Genomic DNA, 19,245 nt, shown 5'->3' on the forward strand with positions numbered 1-19,245 from the left:
AGGCGTCAGTCATCCTTCCAGAAATCGATCATGCGCGCGAAGACCCGGTCGGCCCCCGCACCCGACAATATAGCCTGCCCGTCGCGTCCGCGATAATGGCTGCCGCCGGCAAATCCCCAGACCGTCATGCCGGCCGCCTTGCCCGCCTGCACGCCGCTCGCACTATCCTCGATCACCAGCGTGCGCGCAGGTTTCGCGCCCATCTGCTCGGCCGCGTAGAGAAAGAGATCGGGCGCCGGCTTGCCGTGCCTGACCATCTGCGCGGTGTAGATCCGGTCGCCGAAATGCGCCCGCAGGCCGGTGACGTCAAGGGAGAGCGCGACACGGTCGATGTCGCTGGAGGAAGCCACGCAGAATGGTGCCCGCAGGCCCGACAAGATCATATCGACATCAGAAACCGGATGAAGCGCCTTTTCGAACGCCATCAACACGCGCGACTTCAGCCGGGACGGAAAATCGACCGGCATTGCGTGGCCGAGCTCGCGATAATGCCGAGTAATTGCGCTCGTGCTTCGTCCAAGGAACAGCTCCAGCGCTTGTGCAAGTGTCAGCGATATCCCGGATTCGGACAGCTCGTCCGACAGGCATTGACAGCTCAACAGCTCGCTGTCGACGAGCACACCGTCGCAATCGAAGATAATGAGATCGAACTGACCAGGATCCATCCGGCCATTCGATCATATGCTCACCTGTTGAGCAATAGCTCACTGAAGCCGATCGTAGTCGGCGGCCTCATCTCCGCTGATTATAAACGTCGATGCACACCGCCCCGAGCAGGACCAGGCCCTTGATGACCTGCTGATAGTCGATGCCGATGCCGAGGATGGACATGCCGTTGTTCATCACGCCCATGATCATGGCGCCGACCACGGCGCCACCGACGCGGCCGACACCGCCATAGGCCGAGGCGCCGCCGATGAAGCAGGCCGCGATGACGTCGAGCTCGAAGCCGAGGCCCGCCTTCGGCGTTGCTGTGTTGAGGCGCGCGGCGAAAACGAGGCCGGCGAGCGCAGCGAGCACGCCCATGTTGACGAAGGTGAGGAAGGTCAACCGTTCCGTCTTGATGCCCGACAGGCTTGCCGCTTTCGCATTGCCGCCAACCGCGTAGACCTGCCGACCGATGACGGTGCGGCGGGTGACGAAACCGTACAGCGCGATCAGCGCGGTCATGATGACCAGCACGTTCGGCAGACCGCGATGCGAGGCGATCAGATAGGTGAAATAGAGCACAGCGCAAGCCAGGAGAATGCTCTTGCCGAGGAAGAACGCGTAAGGCTCGACCTCGATGCCGTGCAGCTGCTCGCGCGAGCGCCCCTTGGAGCTGGCGTAGACGAGGCCGAGCGCGAGCACCGCACCGACCAGCATCGACGTCGGATGCAGCGTGCCGGCCTCGGGCAGCATCTCCGGAATGAAGCCGGAGGACAGCTTCTGGAAGGTGGCCGGGAACGGTCCTAGTGACTGGCCTTGCAATACCGCAAGCGCGAGGCCCTTGAACACCAGCATGCCGGCCAGCGTCACGATGAAGGACGGTATCTTGAAATAGGCCACCCAATAGCCCTGCGCGGCGCCGATTGCCGCGCCCAGCAGCAGGCAGGCGATAAAGGCGAGCGTGTAGTCGACCTTGTAGGTCACCATGAGCACGGCAGCCACCGCGCCGACGAAGCCCGCGACCGAGCCGACCGAGAGGTCGATATGGCCGGTGACGATGACGAGCAGCATGCCGAGCGCCATGATAACGATGTAGCTGTTCTGGAGCACCAGATTGGTCAGGTTGAGCGGCTGCAGTAGCGTGCCGCCAGTCATGACCTGAAAGAACAGCATGATCGCGATCAGCGACATCAGCATGCCGTAATTGCGCAGATTGTTCTTGATGAAGCTGCCGTGCCGACCCTCCTCGGGCAGCGAAACCGTCTTGTCGGTCATGGCTGTGATCCTCCCATCTCCGCACCCGCAAGGGCGCTGCTTCCATAATTTCTGTCGTTGCGCATGATGGCGCGCATGATCTTTTCCTGCGTCGCATCACGTCCCTTGAACTCGCCGACGAAGGCGCCGTCGTTCATGACACAGATGCGGTCGCAGATGCCGAGTAGCTCGGGCATCTCCGAGGAGATCACCACCACGCCACGGCCGGCTTCTGCAAGCTCGTTGATGATACAGTAGATCTCGTATTTGGCACCGACGTCGATGCCCCGGGTCGGCTCGTCCAGGATCAAGACCTTGGGGTCGGTCATCAGCCATTTCGACAGCACGACCTTTTGCTGGTTGCCGCCGGAGAGCTGGCTGGTCTCCTGATAGACGTCGGAGCAGCGGATGCGCATCCGGTTGCGGTAGTCGCTGGCGACCTTCAGCTCGGCGATGTCGTCGATGACGTGGCGAGGAGCGACCTGGTCGAGGCTTGCGAGCGTGATGTTCTTGCGGACGTCGTCGGCGAGGATCAGTCCCAGCTGCTTGCGGTCCTCCGTGACATAGGCAAGGCCGGCGTCGATCGCGGCCGCCACGTTGGGCAGCACGATCTCATGATCCTCGAGCCGGATGCGACCGCTGATCGTGGTGCCCCACGACCGGCCAAACAGGCTCATGGCGAATTCGGTGCGGCCGGCGCCCATCAATCCGGCAATACCGACGACTTCGCCGCGCTTCACGCTGAAATCGACGTTCTTGATCACCTGCCGCTCGGGATGGATGGGATGGTAGACCGACCAGCTCTCGACGGTGAGAACGGGCTCGCCGATCTTTGCGCTGCGCTCCGGAAAGCGGTGGGCGAGATCGCGGTTGACCATGCTGCGGATGATGCGGTCTTCCTGGATCGGCTCGGCGTGGCAATCGATGCTGTCGACGGTGCGGCCGTCGCGCAGCACCGTGATGTGGTCAGCGACCTTGGCGACCTCGTTGAGCTTGTGCGAGATCAGGATCGAGCCGATACCCTGCGCGCGGAACGCCATCAGCCGCTCCAGCAGTGCGGCGCTGTCGGCCTCGTTGAGGCTCGCGGTCGGCTCGTCCAGGATCAGCATCCGCACCCGCTTGGACAGCGCCTTGGCGATCTCGACCAGCTGTTGCTTGCCGACGCCGAGATCGGTGATCAGCGTATCCGGCGATTCCTTGAGGCCGACCTGCGCGAGCAGGTCGCGCGTGCGCCGATACACCTCGTCGCGGTCGATGACGCCAAGCTTTGACGGCGGATGCGACAGGAAGATGTTTTCGGCAATCGACATCAGCGGGATCAGCGCGAGCTCCTGATGAATGATGATGATGCCGAGCGCCTCGGAATCGTTGATGTCGCGGAAGCGGCGCTCCTCGCCATCGAAGATGATGGTGCCCTCGTAGCTGCCGGCCGGGTAGACGCCGCTGAGGACCTTCATCAGCGTGGACTTGCCGGCACCGTTCTCGCCGACGAGGGCGTGGATCTGCCCGGCTTCAACCGAGAAGTTGACATCACGCAGCGCCTGCACACCGGAAAAGCTCTTGCTGACGTTACGCATCTCCAGCATTGCGGTCATGATTTCACGTCCCTCAATCAGTGTTAGATCACCTCTCCCCGCTCGCGGCGAGAGGTCGGATCGCATCGTTCGATGCGATCCGGTGAGGGGGAGTCTCCGCGAGACGCACTGCTTCCTTCCTCGCGGAGGCTTCCCCTCACCCTAACCCTCTCCCCGCAAGCGGGGAGAGGGAAAAGAAAAGAAGCCTACTGGAACTGCGACTTCTTGTAGTAGCCGCTGTCGACCAGGACCTTCTCCCAATTGTCCTTGTAGACCACGACCGGCTTGAGCAGATAGGACGGCACGGTCTTGGCGCCGTTCTCGTAGGTCTTGGTGTCGTTCACGGTGACCTGCTTGCCGGCAAGCGCAGCGTCGACCATGTCGGCGGTCACCTTGGCGAGATCGCGGGTGTCCTTGAAGATGGTCGAATACTGGTCGCCGCGCAGCATCGCCTTGATCGAGGGCACCTCGGCATCCTGGCCCGAGATGATAGGCATCGGCTGGCCGGCGCTGCCATAACCGACGCCCTTCAGTGAGGAGATGATGCCGATCGACAGGCCGTCATACGGCGACAGCACCGCGTTGACCTTCTTGTTGCCGTAGTAGGCACTGAGCAGATTGTCCATGCGGGCCTGCGCGGTGGCGCCGTCCCAGCGCAAGGTCGCGACCTTATCCATGCCCGTCTGGCCGGAGACGACGACGAGCTTGCCGCTGTCGATGTACGGCTTCAGCACGCTCATCGCGCCGTTGTAGAAGAAGTAGGCGTTGTTGTCGTCGGGCGAGCCGCCGAACAGCTCGATGTTGAACGGGCCCTTGCCGTCCTTAAGACCGAGGCCCTGCACGATCGATTCGGCCTGGAGCACGCCAACCTGGAAATTGTCGAAGGTGGCGTAATAGTCGACGTTCGGCGTGCCGCGGATCAGGCGGTCATAGGCGATCACGGTGATGCCTTTTGCTTTCGCCTGCTTGAGCACGTCGGAGAGCGTGGTGCCGTCGATCGCGGCGATTACCAGCGCTTTCGCGCCTTTGGTCACCATGTTCTCGACCTGCGAGAGCTGGTTCGGAATGTCGTCCTCGGCATATTGCAGGTCGGTGTTGTAGCCGCGCTCCTTCAGCACCTTCACCATATTGTTGCCATCGTCGATCCAGCGCGCCGACGATTTGGTCGGCATGGCGATGCCGACTGTTGCTTTGTCCTGGGCCGAGGCGGTGACGCCCGCGGCCATCGTCGCAGCGCCGGCCAGCGCCAGCGCGAGGAAGGTGGTCTTCAGTTTCAACATGTTTCACTCCCTTGGATGTCAGACTGTTTTTTCGTGTCGTCGAGAAATTTGGTGTGCGGCTTCTAGCCTCCTATGCGAGCTTGACGTCAGGCTCCGCGCGACCGCGCGCGGTGGCCTCCAACAGGAAGGTGTAGCCGGCTTGCGGATCGGCGGCACGCGCCGCCGCATCCATGTCCTGCCAGGCCGAGGTGACGAGGAGACGCGACAGACCAGGACCGACAAAAGCGGGGCAGCTCGCCTGCTTTGCCGGCACGCTCAGCGAACGCAGGCGTTCGCCTTGCGGAGAGTAGACGTCGATGCGGCTCGCGCCCCAGCACGCGTTCCAAATCTGCCCGTCGGCATCGCACACCGAACCGTCGAGGCCGCCAACGCCGGTGTGGCGCAGCAGCACCTCCGGCTCGCCGCGCGGCAGGCCGGTGACGGGATTGAGCGGCACCGCGTAGAGCACCGCGCGCGCCGTGTCGGCGAAGTAGCCCGTGGCGCCATCGGGCGAGAAGCAGATCGAGTTGGGAATGCTGATGCGCGGAAACAGCATCGATATCTCGCCGTGATGGAACGCGTAGATCGCGCCTGCCCCTGCTTCCGCCTTCCGGCCCATAGTGCCGATCCAGAACGTGCCGGAGGGATGCACGCGGGCATCGTTGGAGCGGGTCGCGGGATTGTCGGCTTCAAGCGGACAGAGCAGCCTCATCGCGCCGTCGGCAATTTTGCGGATATAGAGGCCGTCTTCCGCGACGATCAACTGCCTTTCGGCATCGATCCGCCCAAGCGCGCTCGCCATCCGGCCCAGCGCATGAACGCGAATGCTGCCGCTGCCGAGCTGCGCCTCGAACAGTCGCCCCTCCCGGATATCGAACCACCAGGCGGTGTCCGTGGTCACGTCATAGGTCGGCCCCTCGCCGAGATGGCAAGGATCGTCCGAAAGAACCGAGGTCGGCACCTGTTCCATCAGGACGTCCTCACCGCAAAGCGATAGACCGTATGATGGCGATAGACCTCGCCGGGCGCTAGGCGCGGGCTCGGGAAATCCGGCCGGTTCGGTGCGTCCGGCCAGATATGCGGCTCCAGGCACATCGCGTCCGACTGCCGGTAGAGCTTGCCGCCCTTGCCCGAAATCGTGCCGTCGAGATAATTGCCCGAATAGACCTGCAGACCGGGCTGATCGGTGAACAGCTCCATGATGCGCCCCGAGCGCGGCGCCTCCAGTCGCGCCGCGAGACTGAGCTTACCGTCGCGCGCGAGACAGTAGGTATGGTCGTAGCCCCTGCCGTTGCGCAATTGCTGGTCGCTCTCGCGGACGCGCTCGCCGATCGGCCGAGGCTCCCGGAAATCGAACGGCGTGCCGGCAACGCTGCGCGGCGGCTCCGGCAACGGAATGGCCGTGGGGTCGATCGCGAGGAAATGCCCGGCCGCGACCGTCAGCTTGTGATCGAGTATGGGCGTGCCTGATGTCGCGCCCTCCAGATTGAAGAAGCTGTGGTTGGTCAGGTTGACGATGGTCGGCCGGTCGGTCCGCGCCTCCATGATCAGGGATAGCTCAGCCGGGCCGGTAACACGATAGGTCAGGCGCACATCGAGCCGACCGGGATAGTTTTCCTCGCCATGCGAGCTCGTGTAGGTCAGCGTGACCGCGGGCTCGGCGCCATCGTCGACCTCCGCAATGTCCCAGAGCTTGCGGTCGAAGCCGTCGAGGCCGCCATGCAGCGCATTCGGACCGTTGTTGACGGGAAGCTGCACCGTCTCGCCGTCCAGCGAAAATTGTCCGTTGGCGATGCGATTGGCGTAGCGGCCGACGGTGGCGCCGAAGAACTTTCGTTCGGCGAGATAGCCGGCAAACCCATCATGGCCGAGCACGACGTCGTCGTGGCCGCCCTTGCCGTCCGGCGCGATCAAGGCCTGCAAGACTGCACCATGGGTGATGATGCGCGCCTCGAACCCGCCCTCGCCGCGCAGCACGATGCGGTCCACCTTGCGGCCGTCCGGCAGCGTTCCGAACACGTCTCTTTCTGTTTTCGATCCAGCCATGATCAACCCACAAACGGTTCGACGATCGTGCGCCTGCCGAGCAGGAAGGCGTCCGCGACGAGACGAAGCGGCGCCAAATCGACGTCGCTCGCGCCTGTCGCGGCGAGCGCGACGAAGTGCCGGTAAAGCTCCCGATATTCCTCATCGGGCGCCTCGGCAACGGTCTTGCCGTCGATCGCCATGATCCGGCCGCCGCGTGATAGCGTCATCCGGCCCTGGTCGGTTTCGACGAGGATATCCCAGCTCTGCGGCCCGGTCTGGCGGAAGTCGAACTCGGCGGTCACAGGTAGGCCGTCGATGTCGGTCAGCGTCAGCTTCGCGGCGATCGGCGCCTGGCAATTGGCGGGGAAGGCGAGCTCGGCCGCGTTGACGAACACGGGCTTCGGCAGGATCCTGGTCAGGATCGACAGCGCATTGATGCCGGGATCGAACACCCCGAGCCCGCCCGGCTCCCAGATCCATGCCTGCCCGGGATGCCAGACGCGGACGTCCTCTTTCCAGTTGACGTGCACGGAACGGATGCGGCGCGCGGCGAGCCACTCGCGCGCCGGCTCGACTGCCGGCGCATGGCGCGAATGCCAGGTCGCAAACAGCGTTCGCTTGGTCTCACCCGCCATCGCGATCAGCGGATCGAGCTCGGCAACGCCGGCGCCGGGCGGCTTCTCCAGCATGACGTGCTTGCCGGCCCTCAGCGCTGCGACCGCCTGGGCGCGGCGCACTTGAGGCGGCGTGCAGAGCGACACCGCGTCGATCGGCGGACCTTTTTCCAGCAGCTCCTCGATGGTCGCGAAATGCGGCAGATCCGGCAACGAGGCATTGCGGCTGGCGACGGCGGCCAGCGTCGCGCCGGGAACCGCTGCAATGGCGCCGACATGCTGGTCGCGCGCGATCTTGCCGAAGCCGACGATGGCGATGCGAAGTTCAGTCACGATGTTTCTCCAGCTTCCGCGGACGGCAGCGCTTCGGCCGGTACAGTCTCGATCACTGTACCCTCGTGGCGGCGCATGCCGTTGTGAATGACGTAGACCATCGCCTCCGACGCAGTCGTGGCATCACCGGCGGCGATGGCATCGACGATCTTCTGATGCCAGAGCAGAACGGTGTCGCGGTCCTCCGGTTCGACCGGTGCGCTGAGCAGGAATGAGGCGCGCAACGCAGCCTCGATGACGTGCCCGATCGAGCGCATGAACAGATTTCCGGAGGCGCGCGCTACGGCGACGTGGAGCGCGAGGTCGGCATCGGCGAAGCCAACGGAGTCGGAGGCTTCAAGTCGCATCCGCTCCATGCAGCGCCGAAGCTCGGATAGATCCTGCTCCGACCGCTGCGCCGCCGCCAACATCGCCGCGCGCGGCTCGACCGCGAGGCGGATCTCGGCCAGGTCGTTGAGGAAACGCTTGTCGATCCCGGCGTCCAGGTGCCAGGCCAGCACGTCGGCGTCGAACATATTCCAGGCGACGCGTTCGCGCACGACGGTGCCGACGCGGGCCTTGGTGGTGAGCAGGCCCTTGGCGACCAGCGTCTTGACGCTCTCCCGTAGTACCGGCCGCGACACCCCGAACATCGCGATCATTTCGGCATCGCCAGGCAGGCGCGTTCCCTCCGCGTAGCGACCGGCGATGATGTCAACGCCGATCGAGCGGGCCACCTCCGCGTGATTGGAGTGCGCCCGGCGCGTCGGGATGACGAGGATGCGCGAGGTGGTCATGAGACTGCTCCCAGGCGCTTTGCCACGGGTCGGCGCGCGAGCGCGACCAACCCCTGTTGCAAGGCGATGAAGGCGAACAGCAGCACGCCGGTCGCGATCTTGGTCCACCAGCTCGACAGTGTTCCGTCGAAATTGATATAGGTCTGAATCATGCCCTGGATCAGCACGCCCAGGAAGGTGCCGATCACCGAGCCCTGCCCGCCCGTGAGCAGCGTGCCGCCGATCACGACGGCCGCGATGCTGTCAAGCTCGACGCCGACGGCGGACAGCGAATAGCCGGCGCTGGTGTAGAAGGAGAAGACGATGCCGGCGATGCCGGCGAGCAGGCTCGACAGCATGTAGATCTTCACCGTCATCTTGCCGACGGCGACCCCCATCAGGCTAGCGGTCGCCCGGCTGCCGCCGAGCGCATAGACATTGGCGCCGAACCGGGTGAGCTGCAGCAGCAATGCGCCGCCGATCACGATCGCAAGCATGATGATCGCGACCGCCGTCAGCCGTCCACCGCCGGGTAGTCGCAGTGCGAAGTCCGACACGGTGGAATAGACAGGTGCTGTGATCGGCACCGATTCCGTCGAGAGCAGGAAGCTGGCACCCCGGGCCAAGAACATGCCGGCGAGCGTCACGATGAAAGGCGGCAAATCGAAGACATGGATCACCGCGCCCATCGCCGCTCCGAAGGCGGCCGAGAGCGCGAGAATAGCGACGAAGGCGACCAGGGGCGGCATTCCCCAGCGCTCGATCGCCAGCGCGACGAACACCGTGGTGAAGCCGATTACCGAGCCGACGGAGAGATCGATGCCACCGGAAATGATGACGAAGGTCATACCGGTCGCGACGATGCCGAGGAAGGCATTGTCGGTCAGGAGATTGCCGACCACGCGAGTGGAAGCGATGTTGGGAAACTGCATCGCGCAGAGCGCAAATCCCGCGACGAGCACGACCGCGGTAATGAGGACGGGCGGCAGGCCTTTCATGCCTTGGTCCTCCGCAGCCGCGTCACGACGCCGGCAAAGCCGGACAGCTTCGGCGATTGCAGCAGCAGCACGGCGAGCACCACCACCGCCTTGACCAGCAAATTGAACTCCGGCGGATAGCCCGACAGCAGAATGCCGGTGTTCATGGTCTGGATGATCAGCGCGCCAAGTACGGCCAGCACGAGACTGAAGCGGCCGCCGAACAGCGAGGTGCCGCCGATCACCACCGCGAGGATGGCGTCGAGCTCGAGCCAGAGGCCGGCATTGTTGGCATCCGCCCCCATGATGTCGGCCGCCGCGATGACGCCGGCAAGCGCAGCGCAAACGCCGCACCAGACATAGACCGCCAAAATCATCGCGCGCGTGCCGACGCCGGCGAGTTCGCTTGCCCGCGCATTGCCGCCCGTGGCCTCGATCAGCAATCCGAGTGCCGAGCCGCGCACCACCGCGCCGGTGAGGATCAGCATGCCCAGCGCAATCGCGACCGGCACCGGCACGCCGAGGATGGAGCCGTTGCCGAGCCAGACCAGATCGGGCGAGGAGAAGGTCACGATGCGGCCCTCGGTAATGAGCTGGGCGATGCCGCGCCCCGCAACCATCAGGATAAGGGTCGCCACGATCGGCTGCATGCCGAGCACCGCGACGAGAAATCCGTTCCACAACCCGCAGATCAGGCCGGTGCCGAGCGCAGCCGCCAGCACCACGACCAGACTGTGGTTGTCGGCGAGGCTCGCCGCGATCGCGCCCGAGATCGCCATCACAGCGCCAACTGACAGATCGATGCCGCGCGTCGCGATCACCAGGACCATGCCGAGCGAGAGCAGCGCCACCGGCGTGCCGCGGTTGAGCACGTCGATCAGGCTGCCGAACAGCCGGCCGTCCTGGAGGCGCAGATCGAAGAATTGCGGCGATACCACGCGATCGACCGCCAGGATGACGATCAACGCGAGGATCTGGGCAAGGCCGCGGCGCGGCAACAGCGCGGTCATGCCCTGCCCTCATGCGCGACACTGGCCCCATCGGCGGCGATCGCGGCGAGAATGCTGCCGACGTCGATGGCCTCGCCGGCGAGCTCCTCGACATGAGCGCGGTCGCGCAGCACCACCACGCGGTCGGAATAGGTCACGATCTCGTCGAGCTCGGAGGAAATCACGAGCAGCGCAAGTCCGTCGTCGCAGAGCTCGCGTATCAGGCGGATGATCTCGGCATGCGCGCCGACGTCGATGCCGCGGGTCGGCTCGTCCAGCACGAGCAGCCGTGGCGAGGTCGCAAGCCACCGTGCCAGCAGGACCTTCTGCTGATTGCCGCCGGACAGCAGGCCAACGGGACGCTCCGGATCGGGCGGGCGAACGTCGAGCATCTTGACGTAACGGCTTGCGATCTCGTCCTGCTCGCGTCGCGACAGCGGCCGATGTAGACCGCGCTTGGCCTGGAGCGCGAGCACGATGTTCTCGCGCACGGTGAGCTCGGCGACGATGCCGTCGGTCTTGCGCTCCTCAGGGCAATAGCCAAAGCCGTGGCGCACGCCGTCGCGCGGCGAGTGAAGCCGGACAGGCGCGCCTTCCACCCTCGCCTGCCCGCCATCGGCGCGCTCGGCGCCGAACACCAGCCGCGCCGTCTCGGTCCGGCCCGAACCGAGCAGGCCGGCGAGGCCGACGACCTCGCCATGGCGCAGCTGGAGATTGAACGGCGCGACATAGCCTGATTTGCCATAATTCTCGAAGCTTGCGCAGACTTCGCGGGCCTGATGGTCGCGCGTCGCGGCCCGCGCGCTGGTGGTCTCGGCCAGTTCGCGGCCGAGCATCATCCGGATCAGCTCGAGCCGCGACAGCGACGCGGTCTCGCGCTCGCCGACAAGGCGACCATTTCGCAAAACGGTGATTCGATCGGAGATCTCGTAGACCTGGTCGAGGAAATGGCTGACGAAGACGATGCCAATGCCGCGCTTGGCAAGCTGACGCATGATGCGAAAGAGGATCTCGACCTCATGGCGGTCGAGGCTCGCGGTCGGCTCGTCCAGGATCAGCACGCGCGCGGAGAGATCGACGGCGCGCGCGATCGCGGTGACATGCTGGATCGCCACCGAGTAATTGCCAAGCGGCGCTGATACGTCGATGTCGAGACCGAAATCCGCGAGCAGCGACTTCGCGCGCCGTCGCATCTCGCCCTCGCGCACGACGCCGAAGCGCGTCGGCTGCCGGTCCAGGAACAGGTTCTGCGCCACCGAGAGATTCGGCAGCAAATTGACTTCCTGGTAGACCGTCGCAATGCCGGCCTGAACCGCCGCCTTGGCCGAGCGCGGCGCGACCTCTTCGCCGCCCAGTCTGACGATGCCGGCATCGCGCGGAAATACGCCCGTCACGACCTTGATCAGCGTGGACTTGCCCGCGCCGTTCTCACCAAGCAGCGCATGGATCTCGCCGGCGCGAAGCGTGAAGTCGACCTCCTGCAACGCACGCACGGCGCCAAAGCTCTTGCTGATCCCACGCACCTCCAGCAGGGAAGCAGCGGAATCCTGGCTGTTCTCCATGACATTCACTCCCAAGGGCGCCCGCTGACAATGCGGACACGGAGCCTGTTCGTTCGCGCAGCGGTTTCGAGCGGGATCGCCGGACTGCCGAAGCACGGCCGTCCGGCGACACTCTCGCCTCAGTAACCGAGGCCCTTCTTGCTGTCGTAGATCTTCTGCGGATCATCGGTGGCGGTGTAGAGCTTGGATTCCGTCTGGATCCATTTCGGCGGAACGGTACCCTTGTCCTTGAAGGCCGCGATGGCATCGAGAGCGGGGCCTGCCATGTTCGGCGTCAGCTCGACCGTGGCATTGGCTTCGCCGGCGACCATCGCCTTGAAGATGTCGGGGACTGCATCGATCGAGACGGTGAGAATCTCCTTGCCCGGCTTGAGCCCAGCTTCCTTCATCGCCTGGATCGCGCCGACCATCATGTCGTCGTTGTGCGCATAGACCGCGCAGATCGACTTGCCGCCACCTTCGGCCTTGATGAAGCTTTCCATCACTTCCTTGCCCTTGGCGCGGGTGAAGTCGCCGGTCTGGCTGCGCACCACTTTCAGGTTCGCATGCTTGGCGATAGCGGTGTCAAACCCCTTCTTGCGGTTGGCGGCGACGCTCGCGCCGACCGTGCCCTGCAATTCGACGATGTTGCAGGCCTTGGCGCCGACGGTCTTCGCCAGCCAGTCACCCGCGACCTCGCCTTCGTGAACGCTGTCGGAGGTCACGGCGGTGAGATAGAGCTCCTTGCCGGAGGGATCGATGTCGCGGTCGAGCAGCACGACCGGGATCTTGGCCTCCTTGGCTTCCTTCAGCACCGAGTCCCAGCCGGTTGAGACGACGGGCGCGAGGAAGATCGCATCGACATTCTGCGCGATGAAGGAGCGGATCGCCTTGATCTGGTTCTCCTGCTTCTGCTGCGCGTCGGCGATCTTGAGATTGACCTTGCGCTTGGTGGCCTCCTGCTTGGAGACCGAGGTCTCGGCCGCGCGCCAGCCGGATTCCGATCCGATCTGCGAGAAGCCAATGGTGAGCTCGGCGGCATTCGCCGGCAGCGCGAGCAGCAACGCGGCCGTCGCGCTGGCCGCAAAGAGGGCTTTGACGATCATCAGGCGTGTCTCCCAAAATGTTATCCGGGGGCGCCGATTGGTAGCATCGCACCCACAGGCCGACCTTTGAGGTGGCGGGAGGGACTATTTCACGGAAGTTTGGTTCCGACTAGTCATATTATTTGACTATTGAGGCGGAAAGCGCGCGCGAGCGGATGAGCGACTTCTATGTCACGCGCAGCGCGATTTTATTCCACGGATGCAACGCGGAGATGAACGAAATGATGCGGCAGTTGGGGCGAAGACACTGTCTAGGAGGATGGTGAAAGGCGAACCCGCAACCCCTCCCCCCATCACCGCGAGCGCAGCGAAGCAATCCTGAGTCTTTCCGGGGAGGGATTCTGGATTGCTTCGCTGCGCTCGCAATGACGGTGGGGAGAGAGTTTCTGCGTCGATCGAGGCAAAGCGACTCGTGGAGAGTCCCCCACATCCGGCGTGCAGTGAGCTAGATCAGCTTGCGCTGCGCGAGATTCTTCATCAGCGCGCCGATGCCGAACGTCCAGGGCTCGCATTCGTCGCTGGCCCGCATGCGGTTGACGAGTTTGCCGAGCTGGGGCGCCGAGATCGTGACGATGTCGTCGCGTTTGTGGGTGAACCCCTGTCCCGGCGCGTCGCGATCCTTAACCGGCGCGAACATGGTCCCGAGGAACAGCACGAAGCCATCGGGATATTGGTGCACCTTGCCGATGGTCTGCTCGACCAGATCGGTCGGATCGCGGCTGATCATGCTGATCGAGGAATGGCCGTCGAGGACGAAACCGTCCTGCCCCTTGACGTTCAGGCTGATGTCGAGCTTGCGGGCGTCGTCGAGGGTAAAGCTGTCGTCGAACAGGCGCAGCAGCGGGCCGATGGAGCACGAGGCGTTGTTGTCTTTGGCCTTCGACAACAGCAGTGCCGAACGGCCCTCGAAGTCGCGCAGATTGACGTCGTTGCCGAGGGCGCCACCGACGATCGTGCCGCGGCTCGAGACGAACAGCACCAGCTCCGGCTCGGGGTTGTTCCAGGTCGACTTCGGATGCAGCCCCGCATCCATGCCGGTGCCGACCGACGACAAGGTCGGCGCCTTGGTGAAGACCTCGGCATCGGGGCCAATGCCGACCTCGAGATATTGGCTCCAGGCGTTCTGGTCGATCAGCACCTGCTTCAGGTGCATCGCCTTGTCCGAGCCCGGCTTGAGCTTCGACAGATCGTCGCCGATCAGCCGGGTCACTTCCTTCCGGATCGCTTCGGCCGAGGCCGGATTGCCCTTTGCCCGCTCCTCGATCACGCGCTCCAGCATCGAGATGGCAAAGGTGACGCCGGCCGCCTTCAGCGTCTGGAGATCGACGGGCGCAAGCAACCACGGTTTTTTCGGATCGCGCTGATCGGGAGGCGTGTTGGCGACGATGGCCTCGAGATCGCCGATGCGCTCGCCCTTGGTCGCGGCAAGCGCCTTCGCCGGATTGTCTTCCTCGCAGAGTGCGCTGACGGTCGGGAATTTTGCGGTGACGTCGAACACACCATCGCCGCGCACGGCGACCACGGCCGGGCCATTCGCCTGCGGCAGCCAGACGCGGCCGACGAGCGTTCCCCGCGTGCCGTCCTCGGGAAGAAGGTCCTTTACCGTCAATGTCGTCATGGGCGTATCCTCGCTCTTTTCGGATCGGCCTCGCTCGCGGAGGCCTATCACATTGGCGAAGACCAATAAACGTCTGGGACGGGAAGTCCAGCGCGGCAGCCCGCCGCGCTTCTATGCCCCCGCCCGCGCTTTTCGGGCCGCAATCTGCTGAAGCGCCCAGCGCGCGTTCTTGCGCACCTCGGGATCGGGATCGTCGGCGATGACGGCAAGGAACGCTTCGCCGTCGTGGTGGGCGATCTCGCCAAGCGCAGCCGCCGCCTCTTTCCGCAGATTGGCCTGCTCATGGTTCACGCAGTTGCCGATCGGGCGCACCGCGCGCTCGATTTTCATCCGGCCAAGGCTGCGGATTGCCTTCAGCCGCACCTGCCAGAACTCGTCACTGAGCGAAGCGATGAGCTGGTCGGCGGCAATCGATCCGTTGACGTTGAGGCCCAGCGTTTCCGCGGCCATCTCCCGCACCATCCAGTCCGAATCCTTCAACGCGCGCGTGATCATCTCGGCCGCGGGCTTCATCTGCGAGAAGGCGAGCGCGCTGACGGCGGCACGGCGCACATGCGCGTCGGGATCGTTGATCAGCGCGGTCAGCGCCGGAATTGATTCCTCCAGCTTGAGGAACCCGATCACGCCGATCGCCTGCACCCGCACGGCGGCATCGGAATCCTGGAGCGCTTCCAGCGCCGGTTTCAGTGTGTCCTTGCAGCGCAGCTCCTTCAGCGCACGCAACGCGCCCATGCGGACGAAGGCGTGGGCATGCTTGACCAGCGGCAGGATGATCTCGGCGCAAGCCGGATCCTTGAACTCCGCCATGCTGTCGGCCGCGGCGGACGCAACGATTCGTTCAGGATCGACGAGCAGCTTCACCAGCGCAGCCGCGGCCTCCGGCCCGTCGAACTCGCCGAGCGCCATCGCGACCTGCTGGCGGACGCCGGCATCAGGATCGGCGACCATTTTGGCGAGATGGCCGACGGCGGCGGGATCGCCGGAATGGCCGAGCGCGATGATCGCGACGCGGCGCTCCCCTGGATCGGCAGCCTGGAGCCGCTCGTCGGCGTCTTCGAGATCGTCGTAGGATTCGAACGGGCTCGACATGGCTACCTCAGGAGATAAGGAATGTTGACGGTGACGGCGCCGGTCGGGCAATCCGCCTCGCAGGGCATGCAGTACCAGCATTCGTCATAGGCCATGTAGGCCTTGTTGGTCATATCGCTGATACGCAGTACGTCGAGCGGACAGACGTCGACGCACACCGTGCAGCCCTTGTCCGCGATGCATTTGGCGTCATCGACGACCACCGGAACCGATGTCTGATAGGAAGCGAGAGGCATCGTATGTCTCCTGTATTTGTGCGGCGGGTCAGGCTGTCGCGCGGATGCGCTGCTTGTCGTAGAGATCCTTCTCATCGTCGGCGATCGGTACGATATAGGGCTCCACGGCACGCTTCTCGCTGGTCATCTTGCCATCCTGCTTGCTGAGCAACGTGTGGCAGAACCAGTTCTCGTTGTCCTTCTCCGGGAAATCCGTCCGCCAGTGATAGAGGCCCCAACGGCTTTCTTCGCGGTAGAGCGAGGCATGCACAGCCATGTCCGCGCAATCCATGATCGACTGGACTTCGAGCGCGCGGAGCAGTTCGTGCGCATTGCGCGCGATCATGCGCTCCTGCATGTCTTCCCTCGCTTCAGCGAGCCGGCGCATGCCGAGCTCGTATTTGCGCGTGACTTTCGGCGGCTGGAGATAGTCATTGACGAGACGCCGCGTCTTGTACTCGATCTGGTTCGGCGGAATACCGTCCTCGCGTTTGGTCGGCGCCATGACGCGGTCACGTTCGCGGGCGACCTCAGCCGCGTCGAATTCCGCGAAGTCGTGATTGTCCGCAAACTCCATCGCGTCGACGCCGGCGACCGAACCGTTGGTGAAGGCGCCGAGCATGTAGTTGTGCGGCACGCTCGCCATGTCGCCGGCGGCATAGAGGCCCGGGACGGTGGTGCGCGCGTTGTCGTCGACGAACACGCCCGACGCGCTGTGACCGGAGCAGAAGCCGATCTCGGAGATGTGCATCTCGATCGACTCGCTGCGGTAGTCGACCCCGCGCCCCTGCTGGAACAGGCCGCGCGTGGGACGTTCGACCTTGTGCAGCGTCGATTCGATCTCCGAGATGGTGTCGGGGTGAAGATGCTTGAGCTGGAGAAACACCGGGCCCTTCCCGGACAACAGCTCGTTGTAGAACTCCAGCATCATCTGGCCGGACCAGTAATCGCATTCGATGAAGCGCGATCCCTCGTTGTTGGCGGTGAAGGCGCCGAAGGGACCGGCGACGTAGGCGCAGGCCGGGCCGTTATAGTCCTTGATTAGCGGATTGATCTGATAGCATTCGAGGTTCGCCAGTGCTGCACCGGCGTGATAGGCCATGGAATAGCCGTCGCCGGAATTGGCCGCGTTCTCGTAGGTGCCGAACATGTAGCCCGAGGTCGGCAGGCCGAGACGGCCGGCGGCGCCCATGCACAGGATGACGGCCTTGGCCTTGATCACCAGCATCTCGGCGGTGCGGGTGTTGACGCTGATCGCGCCGGCGATGCGGCCATCGGCGGATTTGAGCAGCCGCGTCGCCATATAGCGGTTGGAGATCAGGATGCGGGCACGCCGGAGCTGGCGATACAGCGCCTTCTTCACGGTCTCGCCGTTCGGCATCGGCAGCACGTAGGTGCCGATGTGGTGCACCTTCTTGACGGCGTAGTCGCCGTTCTCGTTCTTCAGGAAGCGGATGCCGAAACTGTCGAGTTCCTCGATGATCGAGTAGCAGTTCTGCGCGTATTTGTAGACCGCCTTCTGATCGACGATGCCGTCATTGGCGATGGTGATTTCCTTGGTGTACTGCTCCGGCGTCGCGTAGCCGGGAATGACGGCATTGTTTAAGCCGTCCATGCCCATCGAGATCGCTCCGGAGCGCTTGACGTTCGCCTTTTCGAGCAGGACGACGTTGGCCTTCGGATTCTTCAGCTTCGCCTTCAACGCCGCCATCGGGCCGGCAGTGCCGCCGCCGATAACGAGCACGTCGCAGGAAACCTCCGAAAGTCCGTCGACGATCTGATCTAGTGACATCGCTTGCTCCTGGTCCGCCGGCAGATCCGGCGCCTTTGCATCAGATTTGTTCAGCAGGCGTCCCGGCGATAGCAATTAGTTGTCGCCGGGCTGCGATTTGCGCCTCAGCGCTCGACAAAGGCCTTTTCGATCACGAAATGGCCGGGCCGGCTGTGATTGCCCTCGACAAAGCCGCGCGCAGAAAGCATCGCGGGAAGTTCCTCCAACATCGCCGGGCTGCCGCACAGCATGATGCGGTCGGTCTCGATGTCGAGTCCCGACTGCCCGATATCGTCGAAGAGCTGGTTCGACGCGATCAGGTCGGAGATGCGGCCGCGATTCCTGAACGGCTCGCGGGTGACGGTCGGGTAGTAGACGAGCTTGTCACGGATAAGCGGCCCGAAGAACTCGTGATCTCGCAGGCCTTCCACGAGGTGCTCGCCATAGGAGAGCTCGGAGACCTGGCGGCAGCCATGGGCGAGCACGATGGTTTCATAATTCTCGTAGACGTCGGGGTCCTTGATCAGGCTGGCGAACGGCGCGAGTCCCGTTCCGGTCGAGAGCAGCAACAGGCGTTTGCCGGGAATGAGATTGCCCGTGATCAGCGTGCCCGTGGCCTTGCGGCCGACCAGGATGACGTCTCCCTCCCTGATCTTCTGAAGGCGTGAGGTCAGCGGACCGTCCTGTACCTTGATCGAGAAGAACTCGAGCGCCTCCTCGTGATTGGCGCTCGCCATGCTGTAGGCCCGCAGCAACGGCTTGCCCTCGACTTCCAACCCGATCATCGCGAACTGGCCGTTCTGGAAGCGGAAGCCCGGATCGCGCGTCGCGGTGAAGCTGAACAGGCTATCGGTCCAGTGCCTGACCGACAGGACCGTTTCCCTCTGAAATGCACTCATTGTCTCTCCTGATCTCGATTGCGCACAAGGTTTCGGAGAGACAGGAATCCGGCAACGCCGAACTGAAATTGCCGGTCGATTAGTTTCACATTTCGTGGGCGATGATCGAACAGCAGGCAGCGACGATCAGCGCCGCGCACCCTGCGCCTGGCAATTAGTTGCTATCGCGGCAGTGCTGCGGCAAGGTAGAGAAGGGTCGGAGACACGTCATGACCTTGGTGGGACCGACCGTGGCAGATTACGAAGCAAGCGCCGACCTCGCGACGCTCCGCGTCCGCACCGCTCAGGACGACACGCTGGACTTGGCGGCGGAAACGCTCCGCCTCTCCTGCAAATGCGCCCACTGCACCCGCGCCCGCTTCGACGGCCGCTTTCCCGAGCGGTTTCCAGGCATCGCGATCACCGAGATCGGCGATCTCGGTTACGGGCTGAACATCTCGTTTTCGGATGGGCACAATCGGGGGATTTACCCGAAGCCGTATTTGCTGAGCCTGGTGGGGCGGTAGACGCCACAGGTCGTCTTCCAAGCTTCGCTGTCATTCCCCGCGAAGGCGGGAACCAGTACGCCGCGGCTT

18 protein-coding genes are annotated in these 19,245 nt (G+C 64.1%); 1 reads left to right on the top strand and 17 read right to left on the bottom strand.

Annotation, left to right across the window (positions count from 1 at the left end; all coding sequences use genetic code 11):
• Positions 1 to 5 precede the first annotated feature (5 nt).
• The 17 genes from IVB50_RS38955 to IVB50_RS39035 form a co-directional block, all read right to left on the bottom strand.
• The gene (locus IVB50_RS38955; RefSeq protein ID WP_018458628.1) at positions 6 to 665 is read right to left on the bottom strand and encodes an HAD family hydrolase; all 660 of its coding nucleotides are present in this window, start codon (positions 663 to 665) and stop codon (positions 6 to 8) included.
• Positions 666 to 732: 67 nt separating this feature from the next.
• The gene (gene mmsB, locus IVB50_RS38960) at positions 733 to 1,923 is read right to left on the bottom strand and encodes a multiple monosaccharide ABC transporter permease (protein WP_018458627.1); all 1,191 of its coding nucleotides are present in this window, start codon (positions 1,921 to 1,923) and stop codon (positions 733 to 735) included.
• Positions 1,920 to 3,497, bottom strand: a complete 1,578-nt coding sequence (mmsA, locus tag IVB50_RS38965; protein WP_018458626.1) for a multiple monosaccharide ABC transporter ATP-binding protein — start codon at positions 3,495 to 3,497, stop codon at positions 1,920 to 1,922. Before mmsA ends, mmsB begins: the two co-directional genes overlap by 4 nt.
• 185 nt (positions 3,498 to 3,682) lie before the next feature.
• On the bottom strand, positions 3,683 to 4,756 hold the full coding sequence (gene chvE / locus IVB50_RS38970; protein WP_018458625.1) for a multiple monosaccharide ABC transporter substrate-binding protein: 1,074 nt from the start codon (positions 4,754 to 4,756) through the stop codon (positions 3,683 to 3,685).
• Between the two features lie 70 nt (positions 4,757 to 4,826).
• A complete protein-coding gene (locus IVB50_RS38975; RefSeq protein WP_018458624.1) occupies positions 4,827 to 5,705 on the bottom strand; it encodes an SMP-30/gluconolactonase/LRE family protein in 879 nt (292 codons plus the stop codon).
• Positions 5,705 to 6,781, bottom strand: a complete 1,077-nt coding sequence (locus IVB50_RS38980; protein WP_026233622.1) for an aldose epimerase family protein — start codon at positions 6,779 to 6,781, stop codon at positions 5,705 to 5,707. The genes IVB50_RS38975 and IVB50_RS38980 overlap by 1 nt, the downstream gene beginning before the upstream one ends.
• Before the next feature lie 2 nt (positions 6,782 to 6,783).
• Complete coding sequence (locus IVB50_RS38985) at positions 6,784 to 7,710, bottom strand: Gfo/Idh/MocA family oxidoreductase (RefSeq protein ID WP_018458622.1); 927 nt, start codon at positions 7,708 to 7,710, stop codon at positions 6,784 to 6,786.
• Entirely contained in the window at positions 7,707 to 8,486 is a 780-nt protein-coding gene (locus tag IVB50_RS38990) for a FadR/GntR family transcriptional regulator (protein WP_018458621.1), read from the bottom strand. Before IVB50_RS38990 ends, IVB50_RS38985 begins: the two co-directional genes overlap by 4 nt.
• The gene (gene yjfF, locus IVB50_RS38995; RefSeq protein ID WP_247300160.1) at positions 8,483 to 9,463 is read right to left on the bottom strand and encodes a galactofuranose ABC transporter, permease protein YjfF; all 981 of its coding nucleotides are present in this window, start codon (positions 9,461 to 9,463) and stop codon (positions 8,483 to 8,485) included. Before yjfF ends, IVB50_RS38990 begins: the two co-directional genes overlap by 4 nt.
• Positions 9,460 to 10,452, bottom strand: coding sequence for an ABC transporter permease (locus IVB50_RS39000; RefSeq protein WP_018458619.1), 993 nt, complete (start codon positions 10,450 to 10,452; stop codon positions 9,460 to 9,462). The genes yjfF and IVB50_RS39000 overlap by 4 nt, the downstream gene beginning before the upstream one ends.
• Complete coding sequence (locus IVB50_RS39005; RefSeq protein ID WP_085352337.1) at positions 10,449 to 11,993, bottom strand: sugar ABC transporter ATP-binding protein; 1,545 nt, start codon at positions 11,991 to 11,993, stop codon at positions 10,449 to 10,451. Before IVB50_RS39005 ends, IVB50_RS39000 begins: the two co-directional genes overlap by 4 nt.
• A 119-nt stretch (positions 11,994 to 12,112) precedes the next feature.
• Positions 12,113 to 13,078: a galactofuranose ABC transporter, galactofuranose-binding protein YtfQ gene (ytfQ, locus tag IVB50_RS39010; protein WP_018458617.1), complete on the bottom strand. Its 966-nt coding sequence runs from the start codon at positions 13,076 to 13,078 to the stop codon at positions 12,113 to 12,115.
• Positions 13,079 to 13,523: 445 nt separating this feature from the next.
• A complete protein-coding gene (locus tag IVB50_RS39015) occupies positions 13,524 to 14,696 on the bottom strand; it encodes a fumarylacetoacetate hydrolase family protein (RefSeq protein WP_026233621.1) in 1,173 nt (390 codons plus the stop codon).
• A gap of 111 nt (positions 14,697 to 14,807) precedes the next feature.
• Positions 14,808 to 15,785: a HEAT repeat domain-containing protein gene (locus tag IVB50_RS39020; protein ID WP_085352336.1), complete on the bottom strand. Its 978-nt coding sequence runs from the start codon at positions 15,783 to 15,785 to the stop codon at positions 14,808 to 14,810.
• A 2-nt stretch (positions 15,786 to 15,787) separates the two neighbouring features.
• Positions 15,788 to 16,021, bottom strand: coding sequence for a ferredoxin family protein (locus tag IVB50_RS39025; protein WP_007593252.1), 234 nt, complete (start codon positions 16,019 to 16,021; stop codon positions 15,788 to 15,790).
• A 28-nt stretch (positions 16,022 to 16,049) separates the two neighbouring features.
• Positions 16,050 to 17,792: a fumarate reductase/succinate dehydrogenase flavoprotein subunit gene (locus IVB50_RS39030; RefSeq protein ID WP_026233620.1), complete on the bottom strand. Its 1,743-nt coding sequence runs from the start codon at positions 17,790 to 17,792 to the stop codon at positions 16,050 to 16,052.
• 104 nt (positions 17,793 to 17,896) lie between these two features.
• Positions 17,897 to 18,670, bottom strand: coding sequence for a ferredoxin--NADP reductase (locus IVB50_RS39035; protein ID WP_018458612.1), 774 nt, complete (start codon positions 18,668 to 18,670; stop codon positions 17,897 to 17,899).
• 209 nt (positions 18,671 to 18,879) lie between these two features.
• Between IVB50_RS39035 and IVB50_RS39040 the strand changes: the two genes are divergently transcribed.
• Positions 18,880 to 19,176 (top strand): gamma-butyrobetaine hydroxylase-like domain-containing protein, encoded by a 297-nt coding sequence (locus IVB50_RS39040; protein ID WP_018458611.1) that lies wholly within the window; start codon positions 18,880 to 18,882, stop codon positions 19,174 to 19,176.
• The last annotated feature ends 69 nt before the right edge of the window (positions 19,177 to 19,245 follow it).

Source organism: Bradyrhizobium sp. 87 (assembly GCF_023073015.1).
GTDB lineage: Bacteria > Pseudomonadota > Alphaproteobacteria > Rhizobiales > Xanthobacteraceae > Bradyrhizobium > Bradyrhizobium canariense_D.

Bases quoted from the DNA above. Each gene is read 5' to 3' on its own strand.
- IVB50_RS39035 (WP_018458612.1), bottom strand. From the start codon at position 18,670: ATGAGTGCATTTCAGAGGGAAACGGTCCTGTCGGTCAGGCACTGGACC.
- IVB50_RS39025 (WP_007593252.1), bottom strand. From the start codon at position 16,021: ATGCCTCTCGCTTCCTATCAGACATCGGTTCCGGTGGTCGTCGATGAC.
- IVB50_RS39040 (WP_018458611.1), top strand. From the start codon at position 18,880: ATGACCTTGGTGGGACCGACCGTGGCAGATTACGAAGCAAGCGCCGAC.
- IVB50_RS39030 (WP_026233620.1), bottom strand. From the start codon at position 17,792: ATGTCACTAGATCAGATCGTCGACGGACTTTCGGAGGTTTCCTGCGAC.
- IVB50_RS39005 (WP_085352337.1), bottom strand. From the start codon at position 11,993: ATGGAGAACAGCCAGGATTCCGCTGCTTCCCTGCTGGAGGTGCGTGGG.
- mmsB (WP_018458627.1), bottom strand. From the start codon at position 1,923: ATGACCGACAAGACGGTTTCGCTGCCCGAGGAGGGTCGGCACGGCAGC.
- IVB50_RS38990 (WP_018458621.1), bottom strand. From the start codon at position 8,486: ATGACCACCTCGCGCATCCTCGTCATCCCGACGCGCCGGGCGCACTCC.
- ytfQ (WP_018458617.1), bottom strand. From the start codon at position 13,078: ATGATCGTCAAAGCCCTCTTTGCGGCCAGCGCGACGGCCGCGTTGCTG.
- IVB50_RS39000 (WP_018458619.1), bottom strand. From the start codon at position 10,452: ATGACCGCGCTGTTGCCGCGCCGCGGCCTTGCCCAGATCCTCGCGTTG.
- chvE (WP_018458625.1), bottom strand. From the start codon at position 4,756: ATGTTGAAACTGAAGACCACCTTCCTCGCGCTGGCGCTGGCCGGCGCT.
- IVB50_RS38955 (WP_018458628.1), bottom strand. From the start codon at position 665: ATGGATCCTGGTCAGTTCGATCTCATTATCTTCGATTGCGACGGTGTG.
- yjfF (WP_247300160.1), bottom strand. From the start codon at position 9,463: ATGAAAGGCCTGCCGCCCGTCCTCATTACCGCGGTCGTGCTCGTCGCG.
- IVB50_RS38975 (WP_018458624.1), bottom strand. From the start codon at position 5,705: ATGGAACAGGTGCCGACCTCGGTTCTTTCGGACGATCCTTGCCATCTC.
- IVB50_RS39015 (WP_026233621.1), bottom strand. From the start codon at position 14,696: ATGACGACATTGACGGTAAAGGACCTTCTTCCCGAGGACGGCACGCGG.
- mmsA (WP_018458626.1), bottom strand. From the start codon at position 3,497: ATGACCGCAATGCTGGAGATGCGTAACGTCAGCAAGAGCTTTTCCGGT.
- IVB50_RS38980 (WP_026233622.1), bottom strand. From the start codon at position 6,781: ATGGCTGGATCGAAAACAGAAAGAGACGTGTTCGGAACGCTGCCGGAC.
- IVB50_RS39020 (WP_085352336.1), bottom strand. From the start codon at position 15,785: ATGTCGAGCCCGTTCGAATCCTACGACGATCTCGAAGACGCCGACGAG.